This is a genomic window from Pelagibius sp. Alg239-R121, from assembly GCF_947331435.1.
GTDB lineage: Bacteria > Pseudomonadota > Alphaproteobacteria > Kiloniellales > Kiloniellaceae > Denitrobaculum.
In genome coordinates this window covers 572078-587049 of record NZ_CAMZOF010000003.1, presented here as the reverse complement: position 1 = coordinate 587049, position 14972 = coordinate 572078, and the positions used below count along the sequence as shown (strand labels likewise).

Annotated in this window: 14 protein-coding genes and 1 tRNA gene; 9 read left to right on the top strand and 6 right to left on the bottom strand. The window is 57.1% G+C overall.

The genetic code is table 11. From position 1 onward, the window contains the following. Positions 1–27 precede the first annotated feature (27 nt). Entirely contained in the window at positions 28–522 is a 495-nt protein-coding gene (locus QMZ18_RS13090) for a MarR family winged helix-turn-helix transcriptional regulator (RefSeq protein ID WP_282606737.1), read from the bottom strand. Between the two features lie 206 nt (positions 523–728). On the opposite strand from QMZ18_RS13090, the gene QMZ18_RS13085 reads away from it, so the two are divergent. The 6 genes from QMZ18_RS13085 (at position 729) to QMZ18_RS13060 (ending at position 7213) form a co-directional block, all read left to right on the top strand. Then, positions 729–2318, top strand: coding sequence for an ABC transporter substrate-binding protein (locus QMZ18_RS13085; RefSeq protein ID WP_282606736.1), 1590 nt, complete (start codon positions 729–731; stop codon positions 2316–2318). 94 nt (positions 2319–2412) lie between these two features. Beyond that, the gene (locus QMZ18_RS13080; protein WP_282606735.1) at positions 2413–3384 is read left to right on the top strand and encodes an ABC transporter permease; all 972 of its coding nucleotides are present in this window, start codon (positions 2413–2415) and stop codon (positions 3382–3384) included. Further along, a complete protein-coding gene (locus tag QMZ18_RS13075) occupies positions 3384–4265 on the top strand; it encodes an ABC transporter permease (RefSeq protein ID WP_282606734.1) in 882 nt (293 codons plus the stop codon). The genes QMZ18_RS13080 and QMZ18_RS13075 overlap by 1 nt, the downstream gene beginning before the upstream one ends. Then, positions 4262–5233 carry an ABC transporter ATP-binding protein gene (locus tag QMZ18_RS13070; RefSeq protein WP_282606733.1) on the top strand — a complete coding sequence of 324 codons (972 nt, stop codon included), beginning with the start codon at positions 4262–4264 and terminating at the stop codon, positions 5231–5233. The genes QMZ18_RS13075 and QMZ18_RS13070 overlap by 4 nt, the downstream gene beginning before the upstream one ends. After that, complete coding sequence (locus tag QMZ18_RS13065) at positions 5230–6219, top strand: ABC transporter ATP-binding protein (protein WP_282606732.1); 990 nt, start codon at positions 5230–5232, stop codon at positions 6217–6219. The genes QMZ18_RS13070 and QMZ18_RS13065 overlap by 4 nt, the downstream gene beginning before the upstream one ends. A gap of 100 nt (positions 6220–6319) precedes the next feature. Next, positions 6320–7213: a polysaccharide deacetylase gene (locus QMZ18_RS13060; protein WP_282606731.1), complete on the top strand. Its 894-nt coding sequence runs from the start codon at positions 6320–6322 to the stop codon at positions 7211–7213. Positions 7214–7296: 83 nt separating this feature from the next. On the opposite strand, the gene QMZ18_RS13055 is transcribed toward QMZ18_RS13060, so the two are convergent. From QMZ18_RS13055 to QMZ18_RS13035, 5 genes are all read right to left on the bottom strand, one after another. Continuing rightward, positions 7297–9357, bottom strand: a complete 2061-nt coding sequence (locus tag QMZ18_RS13055) for a VWA domain-containing protein (protein WP_282606730.1) — start codon at positions 9355–9357, stop codon at positions 7297–7299. Continuing rightward, positions 9354–9887 (bottom strand): RNA polymerase sigma factor, encoded by a 534-nt coding sequence (locus tag QMZ18_RS13050; protein ID WP_282606729.1) that lies wholly within the window; start codon positions 9885–9887, stop codon positions 9354–9356. The genes QMZ18_RS13055 and QMZ18_RS13050 overlap by 4 nt, the downstream gene beginning before the upstream one ends. 178 nt (positions 9888–10065) lie before the next feature. After that, positions 10066–10141 (bottom strand) — tRNA-Glu (locus QMZ18_RS13045). 164 nt (positions 10142–10305) lie between these two features. Continuing rightward, positions 10306–11361, bottom strand: coding sequence for a low specificity L-threonine aldolase (locus QMZ18_RS13040; RefSeq protein ID WP_282606728.1), 1056 nt, complete (start codon positions 11359–11361; stop codon positions 10306–10308). 57 nt (positions 11362–11418) lie between these two features. Beyond that, positions 11419–11754: a hypothetical protein gene (locus QMZ18_RS13035; protein ID WP_282606727.1), complete on the bottom strand. Its 336-nt coding sequence runs from the start codon at positions 11752–11754 to the stop codon at positions 11419–11421. Positions 11755–11832: 78 nt separating this feature from the next. Here QMZ18_RS13035 and QMZ18_RS13030 point away from each other — a divergent pair, with 78 nt between their 5' ends. From QMZ18_RS13030 to QMZ18_RS13020, 3 genes are all read left to right on the top strand, one after another. Further along, positions 11833–12831 carry an RluA family pseudouridine synthase gene (locus QMZ18_RS13030; RefSeq protein ID WP_282606726.1) on the top strand — a complete coding sequence of 333 codons (999 nt, stop codon included), beginning with the start codon at positions 11833–11835 and terminating at the stop codon, positions 12829–12831. 229 nt (positions 12832–13060) lie between these two features. Next, positions 13061–13945, top strand: coding sequence for an RNA polymerase sigma factor RpoH (gene rpoH, locus QMZ18_RS13025; protein ID WP_282606725.1), 885 nt, complete (start codon positions 13061–13063; stop codon positions 13943–13945). Between the two features lie 251 nt (positions 13946–14196). Continuing rightward, positions 14197–14949: a hypothetical protein gene (locus QMZ18_RS13020; protein WP_282606724.1), complete on the top strand. Its 753-nt coding sequence runs from the start codon at positions 14197–14199 to the stop codon at positions 14947–14949. Positions 14950–14972 lie beyond the last annotated feature (23 nt).

Sequence of the window (14972 nt, the reverse complement as noted above, 5' to 3'; positions counted from 1 at the left end):
CTCCCTTCCTGCTCACGTGATGCCGGCTCAGCCGTCGATCTCAGTCGTCCAATCCTCAGTATCGAGGACGATTTTGGCGAGCAGATGAGACAGCGTATCCCTTTCCCGCGGAGACAAGGACGACAGCATTTTTTCCTCGAACTGCTGGAACTTGGGCAAGGCCTCGTCAAAGATCTTCCGGCCGGTCGGCAGGAGATGAAGTGTCTGGTTCCTCCGATCGGCGTCATCCGCCCGCCGCTCAATAAGTTCGAGCCGGCAGAGCTTCTCGATCGCGCGGCTCAGCGTATTTTTGGGGAATCCGGAAGAGATGCTGATATCGCGCGCCAAAACACCATCCAAAAGCCCCAGCGAATAGATCACGATGAACTCGGGCCGCGTAAGGCCGTAGTTCTTTTGGACCCATGCATAGAGCGGTGAATTGTAGCGTAGTGCGATATGATTGAACCGGAATGCAAACCAGCAGGGGTTGTTCCACAGCTTGGCTTCCGTCAACGCCGCAAGGCCAGTTCTACCCGTCTGCATTGGCCGTAAATTGCGTTGCGGCAAAACCTGCTTCTCCTTCCTCCGGATAGTTCAGAATCAAAAATTAGATCCAAATTGAACTTGACGGGCAGTATGATGCCTTACATTCTGGTGAATACAAGTTCTAAATGGAACTAATATAAAATTTGCATCACTCAAGAAATGTCAAAAAGATAAAAATTTTTACAGGACCTTAGGAGGACGCAATGAAACTGAGCAGGCTTCTCCAGGCGGGCGTGATCGCGCTTGGTTTGGGAACACTTTCAACAATCGCAACGGCACAGACGCTTACCGTAGGTGTGCGCGGCGGACCCGAATCCATGGATCCGCATTACTCCGCACTCGGTGTGCATGCCGATGCGATGAAACACATCTTCGACACCCTGGTGTGGTCCGGCGATAATCTGCAGATCGAGCCCGGCCTCGCGGAATCCTGGCGCTCGCTCGACGACACCACCTGGGAGTTCAAGCTGCGTAAAGGCGTGAAGTTTCACGACGGTTCGGACTTTACAGCAGAAGACGTCAAATTTTCGGTTGAACGCATTCCCGAAGTTACCGGACCGACTACAGTTTTGATCTATGTCCGGCGCATCAAGGAAGTCGTCATCATCGACGATCATACCGTGCACATGAAGACTGATGGGCCGGCGGCAACTCTGCCAAACGATTTCGTGCGCCTCTTCATTGTTTCGCACAAGGCCGCGAAGGACTATTCGACCAAGGAGACAGCTGCGGAAGGCTTCAATTCCGGAAAAGCAGCGGTCGGCACAGGACCCTACAAGCTGGTCTCCTGGGAGCCTAAGGGCGATCTGGTCCTGGAGCGTTTCGACGGCTACTGGCGCGGCAAAGGCCCCTGGGCGAGTGTCGTGCGCAAGGAAATGCCGAACGACTCTTCGCGTCTTGCAGCGCTCAAAGCAGGTCAGGTCGATTTGATCAACTACGTGTCTTCGGCCGACTGGCTGTCGCTGAAGAACGATTCAAAGACCGACACCTTCCTGGCCGACAGCGTCTACGTTATGAACCTGCAGCTGGACCAGCGTGAAAGCACGCCAAAGGTCTATGACCTCGACGGCAAGGTTCTTGCAAAGAACCCCCTGCGGGACGCTAAGGTACGCGAAGCCATCGATCTGGCAATCGACCGTGAAGTCATGGTCGACGTCGTCCTCGAAGGACTTGGCCGGCCGGCTCGCCAAGTCATGCCAGAAGGTTTCTTCGGTTCCAGCGAGAAGGTCATCGCCCGCAACTACGATCCGCAACGGGCCAAGCAGTTGCTTGCAGATGCCGGATTCCCGGACGGCTTTAAGATGGATCTCTATTGCACCAGCGACCGCCTGCCAGGCGACGGTGCGATCTGTCAGGGGCTCGGTCAGATGTTCGCGCAGGTCGGCATTCAGACCAAGGTAAACGCGATCACCCGCTCCGTATACTTCCCGGCCCAGGCCAAGCGCGAGTACTCAGCCTTCATGAACGGCTGGGGGACTCTAACCGGCGAGGCATCCTACACACTCGGATCGCTCGCCCATTCACCCGCTCCGGACCTGAAGCTCGGCGCGTTCAACCGCACGGACTATAAAAATCCGAAAGTCGACGAGTTGTTGCAGGCTGCCGGCAAGGAGCTCGACGACGCTAAACGCCGGGCATTGTACGAAGATGCGATGGAACGGACCATGGCGGATCGCGTGTACATTCCTCTGGTGAATCTGCAAGCGGTTTGGGCCGGCGGTAAAGGCAAGTTGAAAATGACACCGCGTACCGACGAGGATACGCTGGCGTTCTTTATAACACCTGCCGAGTAATAGACTTACGCCGGGCAACGGGTCCTTACCAAGAGTGTAAGGACCCGTTTCGCTTCGACTGATCGCTTATAAATTGTAAGAAACTGCACCGACGATGCTGGGGTACTTCATTCAACGATGCCTGCAAGCCATCCTGGTCATGCTTGTCATGTCAGTGATCGTCTTCGTCGGGGTCTATGCCATCGGCAATCCCATGGAGGTCCTGATACCGCCGGATGCGCCGCAAGATGTCCGGAATTTCATCATCGCACGCTTTGGTCTGGACCGGCCGTTGTGGGAGCAGTACCTGACATTCCTCGGCAACGTCTTCGTCGGCGATTTCGGCTATTCCTTCGTCTACAACATGCCGGTTCTCGATTTGATTTTGAGCCGGCTTCCCTCGACGTTGGAACTCGCACTCACGGCAGTTTTAGGAGCCGCTTTGATCGGAGTGCCACTTGGGGTTTATGCGGGTTACCGGCCCAACGCCGTTTCATCGCACACGATCATGAGCCTATCGATTCTGGGCTTTTCGGTCCCGACCTTCTGGGTTGGCCTGATTCTGATTCTCACCTTTGCCGTATCGCTCGGTTGGCTGCCTGCGGGAGGGCGCGGCGAGACGGTGACCCTGTGGGGCGTGGAATGGAGTTTCCTGACCGCGAACGGCTGGTCACACCTCTTTCTTCCCGCCATCAATCTGGCGCTCTTCAAGATGGCGATGATGATACGACTGGCGCGCGCCGGTACTCAGGAAGCCATGCTGACCGATACGGTAAAGTTTGCGCGCGCAGCGGGCCTGTCGGAGGCCACCATCGTATTGCGCCACGTGCTCAAACTCATTTCCATTCCCATCATTACGGTGTTTGGGCTGGAACTCGGCTCGACCCTTGCCTTCGCCGTCGTGACCGAGACGATCTTTTCCTGGCCGGGCCTTGGTAAACTGATTATCGACAGCATCACGAATCTCGACCGTCCGGTCATGGTCGCCTATCTGATCCTGGTGGCATTGCTGTTCATGACCATCAATCTGGTCATTGATCTGATCTACGCGGCCCTTGATCCCCGGCTCAGCCGTGGGGGTGCCTGATGGCGACTCCCGCAACACCGCTCGGGCGGTTCTGGATCACCTACAAGGAAAGCAAAGTCGGTGTGGTGGCTCTGGGAGTGGTGGCCGTGATCCTGGTGGTCGCCATTCTGGCACCGCTGATCGCGCCCCAGGATCCCTACGACCTTTCACGCCTTTCCTTAATGGACGCCCGGCGCGCGCCGGGGCACATCGGCACGGGCGGCTATACGCATCTGCTGGGGACCGATGCGCAGGGCCGCGACCTGCTTTCCGCCATCCTCTACGGACTGCGCATCTCGGCCCAGATGGGCCTGGTGGCCGGCATTGTCGGTTTGTCGATTGGTGCGACACTTGGAATCTCGGCAGCCTACATCGGCGGACGCACCGAAGCGCTGCTGATGCGGACTGTCGACCTGCAGCTCTCCTTTCCGCCAATCCTGCTGGCGCTGGTGCTCGTTGCCCTGCTCGGTCAAGGCAAGGCACAACTCATCACGGCGCTGGTCGCCGCTCAATATGCCTACTTCGCCAGAACCGCCTATGGTGCCGCCACGGCGGAACGCCGCAAGGACTACATCGAAGCGGCATACGGGACACCGCTATCCCGGCGCCGCATTGTGTTTCGGCACTTACTGCCCAACTGCATGCCGCCGCTGATCGTGGTCGCAACAGTCCAGATCGCCAACTCGATCGCCCTGGAAGCAACCTTGTCCTTTCTGGGCCTTGGCCTGCCGGTCACGGAGCCATCGCTGGGCATGCTGATCTCCAATGGTTTCAAGTACATGATGAGTGGGCGCTACTGGATTTCCGTCTATCCCGGGATTGCTTTGATAATCCTGATCGTCTCCATCAATCTGGTTGGCGACCGAATTCGGGATCAATTGAATCCGAGGCTGCGGCGATGAGCGAACCGCTGCTACAGGTCGCCGGGCTTTCGACCCAGTTCCATACCCAGGCCGGTGTGGTCAAGGCGGTCAGCGATGTTTCCTTTTCGCTGGAGCGCGGACAAATTCTAGGTCTGGTGGGTGAATCGGGATCGGGCAAGAGCGTGACCGGTTTCTCTCTGCTTGGGCTGGTCGATCCGCCCGGCCGTATCGCCGAGGGGTCGATCAGGTTCGACGGGCAGGAACTCGTCGGCATGCCTCAACCAGATCTTCGGGCTCTGCGCGGTAAACGTATTGCAATGGTCTTCCAAGACCCGATGATGACCTTGAACCCGGTGCTCTCGGTGGGCACGCAAATGACACTCGCCGTGCGGGCACACGATAAGGTCAGTAAACAGATGGCCCGCGACCGGGCGGTCGAAGCCCTGACCCGTGTCGGCATTCCTGATGCCGGGCACCGGTTGGATGCTTACCCTCATCAGTTCTCCGGCGGGATGCGGCAGCGCGTTGCCATTGCGATCGCCATGATTCACAGCCCTGACATCATCATTGCGGACGAGCCGACAACAGCGCTCGACGTCTCGATCCAGGCTCAGATCCTCCACGAGATGCGCGAGCTCGCCAAGGACAGCGGCACCGCACTGATCTGGATCAGCCACGACCTTGCAACGGTTTCGAGCCTCGCCGAACGGCTGCTGGTGATGTATGCCGGCACAATCGTCGAGGAAGGGCCGACGGCCCGCGTGTTGAGAAATCCGCGACATCCCTACACGCGCGGTCTTCTTGACTCACTGCCGGCAACCGCGCCGCCCGGTCAGAATCTACAACAGATCCCCGGGAGCATGCCGTCGCTTCTCGCCTTGCCGCCGGGCTGTGCCTTTGCGCCCCGCTGTAGCTTCGCGAGCGAGGTCTGCAATGGCGACGTACCCTACCTCGTAACGGGGCCGTCGGCCTTTCGCTGTCATCACCCGATCGGCGAGGCAAAATGAGCGAGACCTTCCTGTCACTCGATGCCATCATCAAACGCTTTTCACCCAGCTTGTCGGTTGGAGATCAGATCGCCGCACGTCTGGGCGCCAAGGTGGAAACACGATCGGTCCACGCCGTCGACGATGTTTCTCTCAGCATTCTGCGTGGTGAGACTCTTGGACTGGTCGGTGAGTCGGGTTGCGGAAAATCCACGCTCGGCAGGATCGCGGCAGGAATCTTGCCGGCGACCTCAGGAACGGCATCGCTCGGCGGCGAGGCCGTCATGATAAACGGCCGCAAAACAACGACCGAGGTGCAGACTGTTTTTCAGGACCCCTTCGCCTCGCTCGACCCCCGGATGCCTATCGGGGACATCATTGCCGAAGGCCCGATCACCCACAATTTGATCACCCGTTCGGACGCGAAAAGCTATGTCGGAGGTTGGTTGGAACGCGTCGGACTGGACGCCGGCTTCGCCGAACGCTATCCGCATCAGTTTTCGGGCGGCCAGCGGCAGCGCGTCGCGATCGCGCGCGCACTCGCGATGCAACCGCAACTGTTGATCTGCGATGAACCGGTCGCCTCACTCGACGTCTCCATCCAGGCTCAGATCATCAATCTGTTCCTGAAGCTGCGACGCGAACTGCAGATCACCTGTCTCTTCATCTCGCACGATCTCAGTGTCGTCCGTCACGTTTCAGACCGCGTCGCGATCATGTACCTGGGGCGGATTGTCGAAATCGGCGAGACGGAGACTGTCTACAGTTCTCCCTCACATCCCTACACCCGGGCGTTGCTCGACAGTGTGCCGAAGCTGGTTCTGGAGGACGACGCCCTGGTGGAGCTGCGACCGATCGTAGGCGAAATTCCCTCACCTCTCGATCCACCGGCGGGGTGCAGTTTCAACCCACGTTGTCCTATGGCCCGGGACCGCTGCATCAAAGAAGAGCCGCAGTTGAGAGCAATGGGGACAGGCCAACAGACTGCCTGTCACTTTTCCGACTGAACGGGTCGCAGTGATACAGAGTGCGGTCGATCTTGATTGAAGAAGCCAGGAACCAGAACCGCTCTCCAGCCAACTGAAGTAACCTCTAGGAAGATTGACCATGAGCGAACTTGAACCCTGGCAATGGTCAGACGAGATCTGGCAGAAAAAGGTCAACAAAGTGCGCGCCGGCCGGCCGTTGGTGCCGCCGGAATGGCCAGGCGGCGCGAGAGCCGCCGTCGCGCTGTCCTTCGATTCCGACCATGAGACCAACGAGCTCCGCGACGGTGGCGCGTCGATCGGGCGCCTCTCCTGGGGGCAATACGGTGTACGCCGAGGTATTCCGCGGATCAAAGCCGCACTCGACAAGGCGGATATCAAAGCAACGTTTTTTGTGCCCGCCGTATCCGCACTGCTGCATGAAAATGAGCAGCGTATGCTCGCCGCGGAGGGACACGAGATTGCTATCCACGGCTGGATCCATGAACTCAACTCGATCCTGAGTTACGAGGACGAACGCGACCTTATGTTCCGCTCCGCCGACGTGCTGGAGAAAATCACCGGAACGCGCCCGGTCGGCCTGCGCACTCCATCTTGGGATTTCAGCCCCCATACCCTGAAGATCGAGCGCGAGTTGGGCCTGCTTTACGATTCCTCCCTCATGGCGGATGACGACTGTTATGAATTGCTTGATGAAGGAGAGCCCACCGGCATTGTCGAGCTGCCGGTTGAATGGATCCGCGACGACGCGGTCTACTTCAACATGCATCGCTTCCATGCGTTGCGTCCCTATACGCCACCCGACGCTGTGTACGACATTTTCCGCCGCGAGTTTGATCGGGCTTATCAGGAAGGCGGCCTGTTTCTTCTGACCATGCATCCTCACGTGATCGGTTACCGTTCGCGGATCGGCATTCTCGAGGCTCTGATAGAGCACATCAAAGACCACGAGGACGTTTGGTTTGGGACCCATGCCGAAGTGGCAGAATATGTCTCGAACCTTGGGGATGAATGAAAAAACGTGCAGCAGTCTCTGCATCATTCAATGAGAGGCTGCTGCACGTTCTTAGACGGTTCGGCCGATAACGACCGCGCGGTTTACTGTTGAGGCTCGAGAGCCGATGCCGATTTCGCCAAGCGCACCAGATTGATGAATTCGGCACGGTAACCGAAACGATCCTCTCCCTTGGCAGATCGGGCCAGGGCAATCACATCATCGTAAGAGAAATCTGCCGTATAACGTCCACCGCGCAGGATTTGTCCGAATGCCGCGACAGCAGCGGCAAAGCGGGAAGACTGCGGTGCCTGTTCGACTGAAGACACTTCCAGAGCCTTGGTGACGGCTGTCGAAATCAACGTGCTGGTATCACTGTCGGGTAATTTGTAGCGGATCTTCAGGAAGGCGTATTCGTTGCTGGTGTTTGTACCGCTTTCCTTGGCCAGGCTTTCTGATTGATAGCGAAGATCGTCGATCCGTTGTCCAGAAGAGCCAGCTGGCGTGAACTCATAGAGGGCCGTCACCGTATGTCCGGCGCCGATGTCTCCGGCATCGACTTTATCGTTGTTGAAGTTCTCCCGATTCAACATGCGCGTTTCATAGCCGATCAGGCGGTATTCGCTCACCGTCGTCGGATTGAACTCCAACTGCAGTTTTACGTCCTTGGCAATGGTGAACAGGGTCGAACCCGCTTCATCCACCAGAACTTTCCGAGCTTCATTGAGTGTATCGATGTAGGCAGCGTTACCATTGCCGTTCTGGGCGAGTGCCTGCATCAGCTCGTCATTGTAGTTGCCGTGGCCGAATCCCAATACTGACAAGGTCACACCGGTCTTTCGCTTGCGTTCGACGAAGCTCTTCAATTCCTCCGGGTCGGAGATGCCGACATTGAAGTCTCCGTCAGTTGCCAGGATCACCCGGTTGACTCCGCTCTGGTCGATTTGACGTTCGGCAAGCTGGTAGGCTTTGCGGATCCCTTCTGCGCCCGCCGTTGACCCGCCGGCATCAAGACGATCGAGCGCGGCGAGAATCTTGTTTTTATCGTCCGCCCGCGTTGGCTCCAGAACCGTCCCTGCGGAACCCGCATAGGCGACGATGGCGACCGTGTCGTCGGGCTTGAGCGAGGACAAAAGCAGCTTGAACGAATTGCGCAGCAGCGGCAGCTTATCGGGCGAATTCATCGAACCTGAAGTATCGATAAGAAATACCAGATTAGCTTTCGGCGCGTCGGTCTTCGGCAACTCAAAGCCCTTGATGCCGATGCGCAGGAGCCTGGTGTTGACGTTCCAGGGTGATGGCATGACAGATACGTTGGCCTTAAAGGGTTCGCTGCGGCTGTCGGGCGTTTCGTAGTTATAGTCGAAGTAATTAATCAGTTCCTCGACACGGACGGCATCTTTTTGGGGCAAGACACCACGGTTCAGGGCGCCGCGCACAAAGGCATAAGATGCCGTATCGACATCGACGGAAAAGGTCGAGACCGGATCCTCGGTCACCAGTTGCAGGGGATTGGGGGCTATGTTCTCGAAGTTATCCCGGCCTTGCTCCTGGTAGTGCGGTGCTACGACATCGCTGCGGTCACTTAAACCCTGCGCCCTCTCGGCTTCCCTACGCAAACGAGCCGGAGCCTGTGCGAGACTTTGAAGAGGAGCTTGTCCGGCAGTTGCCGGTGCAGCCGCGCTTGTCGACGAGGCTTGCGCTGGAACCTGGCGCTTTTTCTCACTTAATGCCTGCCGGCCAACCAGTCCTTCAATGCGTGGCGCGGGTTCAGCCTCACTCATTGCCACCGACTCCTCCTTGTCTGCGGGAAGATCAGCTTCGTCATTACTGTAATCGTACATCGCCGGCATCAAAGCTTGTTCGATCTGATTGAAGTTGAGAACTGCAAAGGTCAAAACAGCCAGGCTCGCGCCGCCTGCCAGCATGTGTCTCAGTTTCGGTTGCGCAAAGTTCATCATCGGTTTCCTCTTGAGTGCGATCAGCAAATTGTTGCCTCGCTCTCTAAGACGTGCGCCGATGCCGGTTCCTTGGTGAGCCTTTGCATTTTCTTCCTGAAACTGAGTCATGGCGGCGCCCATCGCAGCCTGCCGAGCGGCGTCATCTGGCCGGACAGGATCCTGCCCCCGGAAAGCCCGTTTCATTCTGTCCAGTTCGTCACTCATGCTTCTGCTTTCGCCAAGGCTTTAAGTTCTTTGCGCAATTCGTGCATGCGCCAGGACACGGTTGATTCCTTAATCTCCAGAACATCTGCGGCCTCTGCGTGCGTAAGGCCCTCTGCCAAAACCAGCACGGCGGTCTCGCGCAGATCCTCGCCGACCCGCTGGAGTGCGTCATATAACCAGCGCAGTTCGCGTGCTGTTTCAGCCTCCGCGCCGCGCATCAGCTCAGAAATTACGCTATAGGATTCGTGCAGACGGGTGGTGGCGCTCTGCCGCCGGTGATGGTCTTGCGCTGCATTGACGACGATACGGTAGAGCCAGGTGGTAAAACGCGCCTCACCCTTGAATGAACGAAGCTTGCCGGCGAGCGACGTGCAGACGGCCTGAGCTATATCTTCCGCGTCTTCGCGTACTCCGGTGAAGCGAAAGGCAATGCGGTAAACGCCGTCATAGTGCCGCTCCAGCAGCACCTTAAATGCCGCTGCATCGCCATTTCCGGCCTGCACGGCCAACGCACTATCGCTCGTGTTCATACGCATGTTCAGTCATTAGACGTATGAGAGCAGCAAATCCTTGGCAATGTCGGGAAAAAATTTCGCGCCAGAGCGATTACGCAGTAATTCGCCGGAAATTAGCTGAAATTCCACCAAAACCGGATGCGCGACGGCATCTCCGCGCGGCGTTCAAGCCAGTCGATGATTTTTAATGAAATGGCGTCCCCTAGGGGAGTCGAACCCCTGTTTCCGCCGTGAGAGGGCGGCGTCCTAGGCCACTAGACGAAGGGGACCTGCTGGACAGGGGGCATGACATAGCTAAAGCCGGGCGTCGGGGCAAGCTTTTGTTTTAGGAAAATCCCTAGTTTCCGCGTAAAAAACTGCACCTACAAAATATCGTCCGATTTCACGTCCCTGGTTGGACTGCCAATCAGCCGCCGTCATCAGATAAGGTCATTTATGCAGCGGCGTCCCGGGCCAAGCTGGCAGCGCTGGCGATGAAAGCCTCAACATCCTCTGAAACGCTGTTGAAAGCGGTCACCAGCCGGATCTCGCGATGATCGTGGCCTGTCGTGGCGTTGGCCCAATCGTAGAACATGAAGCCCGCGGCCTTCAGACCGTCTACGACCGCCTTGGGCAGACGCAAGAACAGTATGTTGGCTTCGACCGGGTGATGCAGAGTGATACCGGGTAGCCCCGACAGCCCCGCGCCCAGGCGAGCCGCCAGGCTGTTGGCGTGTCTGGCATGGCGTAACCAGAGATCATCGGCCAGATAGCCTTCAAGCTGTGCCGAGAGAAAGCGGCCCTTGGAAAAGAGGTGTCCGCCTCGTTTCCGCCGGAAGCCGAACTCACCCGCGAGCTCAGGTTTGAAAATAACCACGGCCTCTGCCGCCATGGCTCCGTTTTTAGTGGCGCCGAAGGCAAGCACGTCGACACCGGCCTTCCACGTCATCTCTGCCGGGCTGCAGCCCAACGCAGCAATGGCGTTGGCAAAACGCGCGCCGTCCATTTGAAGGCCAAGTTTATGCCGTTGCGCCACTTCGGAAATAGCGGCAACCTCATCGGGCCGATAGAGTGTTCCGACCTCCGTCGCCTGGGTGAGGCTGATCGCAGACGGCTGCACGTGATGAACATCACCGGCACCGCCGATTTCTGCAGCAAGGATGTCGGCAGTCAGTTTTCCCTGCGCACCCTCCAGCGTCACCAGCTTGGCGCCGCCGGTGTAGAACTCCGGTGCACCACACTCGTCGACCGCGATATGTGCATCACGATGGCAGTAAACAGCGCCATAGGGAGGCGTCAGGAGCGAGAGTCCCAGAACGTTCGCAGCCGTACCGGTCGCAACGGGATAGACCACCGTCTCCGTCTCAAAAATCTCGTTAAAGCGGGCTCTTACACGCTCGGTCACCGGATCAGCACCGTAGGGCATCGCCGGCCCCTCATTCGCCGCCGCCAAAGCCGCCAGAATCTCCGGCGCCATAGCCGTCACGTTGTCGGATGCGAAGTTCGTCATGTCTGTTACCTATGGAGAGTATGATCGCAAATGAGGGTTTCCGTGGACGGTTTTGCCCTACAACGGTGGTTGCAGGGTCACCCGGCCCAGAACCTTACCGTCGGTCGTATCCATGACAATAATTTGCTTGCAGCGTTGGTCGTCCAAGCCGTCCAGGGTAATCAGCAGTCTTTGCCCCTCCAATTGGACCGAGTCCAGATCGCAGCCCAAGGGAACGGGGAGATCAATGTCTCCGAAACTTGCCGTGGCGTCGGGAACATCGGGCGTGTCCGTACGCGCCGCAAGCACCGGTTCGCCCGACATCATGCGATCCACGATGGTATAGACCACGAAGCCGAAGCCGGCGACGATGACAACAGACATCAGGATAACGGCGGTCTTAAGGGCTTTCATCGATTTAGGCTTTCAAGGTTCATGGCGGAAGGCTATCTCTCTGCACAGTATTTGACACAATAACCGAAGCACACGGCTTTGCCCGACATCGACGACGCAAGAGAAGCAGACATTACCGAACGTCACGAGATCCTGGTGGAGCCCGTAGACAAACGCGAACGCGTGGATCGCTTACTGGTCAAGAAGCTGCCGACCCTGTCCCGCAGCAGGCTCCAGGGCCTGATTATCACTGGTCAGCTCAGCATCGACGGCAAGACGATAGACAACCCGGCGTTTCGGGTCAAACCCGGCCAAAGCCTGGTTCTCGAGGTGCCGCCCGCTGTCCCTGCAGAACCCGAAGCGCAGGACATCGAACTGAATATCGTCTTCGAAGATCCTTACCTGATCGTGATCGACAAGCCCGCCGGCATGGTGGTCCATCCCGCTCCCGGAAACCTTGACGGTACTTTGGTTAACGCGCTCATCGGGCACTGTGGAGAGTCGCTGAAAGGTATCGGCGGTGTGCGCCGCCCGGGAATCGTCCATCGGCTGGACAAAGATACCACTGGCCTCATGGTGGCAGCCAAGACCGAAGCAGTGCATCAGGCTCTGACCGAACTTTTCGCCGCACGTGATATTGAGCGCGCTTACCAGGCCCTCGTTTGGGGGCGCCCCAGCCCGGAACAGGGTGAAATCGAAGGTAACATCGGCCGCAGTCCACGCAACCGCAAGAAAATGGCGGTTCTACGCCACGGCGGTAAGACGGCTCTAACTCGGTACCGCAGCTTGAAAAGTTTTGCGGAAGGCGCGGTGAGCCTGATCGAATGCCGCCTCATGACCGGAAGGACCCATCAGATTCGGGTGCACCTCACCGAAAAGGGCCATTCTTTGATCGGTGACCCGGTTTACGGTCGTGCCAGCGAGGGAAAGCTGCAACGTCTGTCCGACGATACCCGCGAAACGATTAAAAACTTCAACAGGCAGGCGCTACATGCCTGTGTTTTGGGCTTCAAGCACCCGATAACAGCAGAAAAACATTCGTTTCAAAGCGAATTACCTCCTGATATAAGCAACTTGATTTATTCTTTAGAATCATAGTAAAATATCGCGTATTAAACGAATATTTGTGCGATCGCTTGTGGATCGTAGGCCGCGTTCCTACATAATATATACGGTCTTCTGGCAAAAGGCCGTGTCCAGGGGGATTACCTGGCATCGTTAGAACGCAAAAAACCGCAGAGGGGGTTGTACTCTCCTGCGGAGGTTTGCCCGAAGCCTGCAAGGGGATAAGACCCCACGTTCAGGCTGGGTTTAGGAGTATGTTGATATGGCTTCACCAAGAGTTCCCGCCTTAGGTTCCGAGGGCAATCTGTCATCCTATCTTCAGGAAATTCGTAAATTTCCGATGCTGGAACAGGAACAGGAATACACCCTTGCGAAAAACTGGCGCGAAGGCGGCGACGTTGAGTCCGCCCATCAACTGGTCACCAGCCATCTGCGGCTTGTGGCCAAAATCGCCATGGGATACCGCGGTTACGGCCTGCCTGTTTCCGAACTGATCTCCGAAGGCAATGTCGGCATGATGCAGGCGGTCAAGCGCTTCGATCCCGAACGCGGCTTCCGTCTGGCCACCTATGCTATGTGGTGGATCCGGGCTGCCATTCAGGAGTACATTCTACACTCTTGGTCGCTCGTGAAGATGGGTACGACGGCCGCGCAGAAAAAGCTCTTCTTCAACCTGCGCAAGCTGAAAGGTCAGATGCAGGCTATCGAAGAAGGCGACCTACATCCTGAGCAGGTCTCGCACATCGCGACACAGCTCAATGTACCCGAAGCCGATGTTATCAGCATGAACCGCCGACTCGCGGCTCCCGACAATTCTCTGAACGCGCCGCTGCGGATCGACGGTGACGGTGAGTGGCAGGACTGGCTGGTGGATGACACCATGGACCAGGAAACCATGCTTGCTGAGGATGAAGAACTCGGCAAACGCCGGGCGCTGCTGGTTTCGGCCATGAAATCCCTTAACGAGCGTGAACGGCACATCCTCGAGGAACGACGCTTGAAGGACAATCCCACCACGCTCGAAGAACTGTCACAGGAATACGGCATCAGCCGCGAGCGGGTTCGTCAGATCGAAGTCCGCGCGTTTGAAAAGCTTCAAAAGGCGATTCGCAACGCCGCCATTGAGCAACGGCTGGCAACCGCGTAACGGTTTTTTTGAATAACTCCTCCCTAGGCTGGTTATAAGCCTAACTTTAGGGCCGATCTCACAGTGAGACCGGCCCTTTTTATGTTCGCCAGGTCTTATCTGGGAGAGGAAACTGCAGCCTGTGCGTATTTTCATCAGAGTCTGGCTGTTTTTCGCTGAATGAGTGAAAAGCCCGAATTTGCCTCTCATTTAAATTGTTAAAGCGGATCACCCTTGACCGGGCTGAGTACGCGGCTTAGAGCAAACGGATAATGGTTACACAAGATTCATCCACACTCGCTCCTTCTCAATCCAATCCGGATCATCTGCCCAAGTGGGTTTGGCTTTGGCTGCCGTTGGCTGTTGCCGTGGTGCTGGCTTTCATAGGGCAGGTTGCACCTGACTTTTACAGTGTTTGGTTCGGCAGCGAAGAGCGTGGAGTCCTAGAACTTTCTCACGCTCTGATTCCTCTGGCTGGTTTCTTTTTAAGCTTGCGAATTCTCTTTATGCCCCAGGTACGCAGCTTTAAATGGCTGTGGTTGTGGGTCGTGCTGGCTGCACTCGGTTGCCTTTACATCGGCGGCGAAGAAGCCAGCTGGGGCCAGCACTATATGCAGTGGGATACCCCGGAGGCCTGGGAGAAAATCAACGACCAGGAAGAAACCAACCTTCACAACACCAGCTCCTGGTTTGATCAGAAACCACGCGCTTTGCTCGAAATCGGTGTCATCCTTGGCGGTATTCTCATTCCTTTGGCAGCTCTAAAGCGACCGGAAATCCGCGCGACCAAATTTGCTATTATCCTGCCACCGCTCATCACTTTGCCTACGGCGGTACTGGCAGAATTCTCAAAAACCTCGGAACGCATACTCTCCGCGATCGAGTTCGATGGGCTCATCTTCAGCCGCGCGAGCGAAGTGCAGGAGACCTTCTTTTTCTACTTCATTCTGCTGAACCTGGTCATCCTGAAACGCCGGTTAAGGGCGTCGAAGCCACTCGCCCAGGACTCCAGCCAAGAAGTATAGAGTCTGGCTCATTTTTGTTCCTG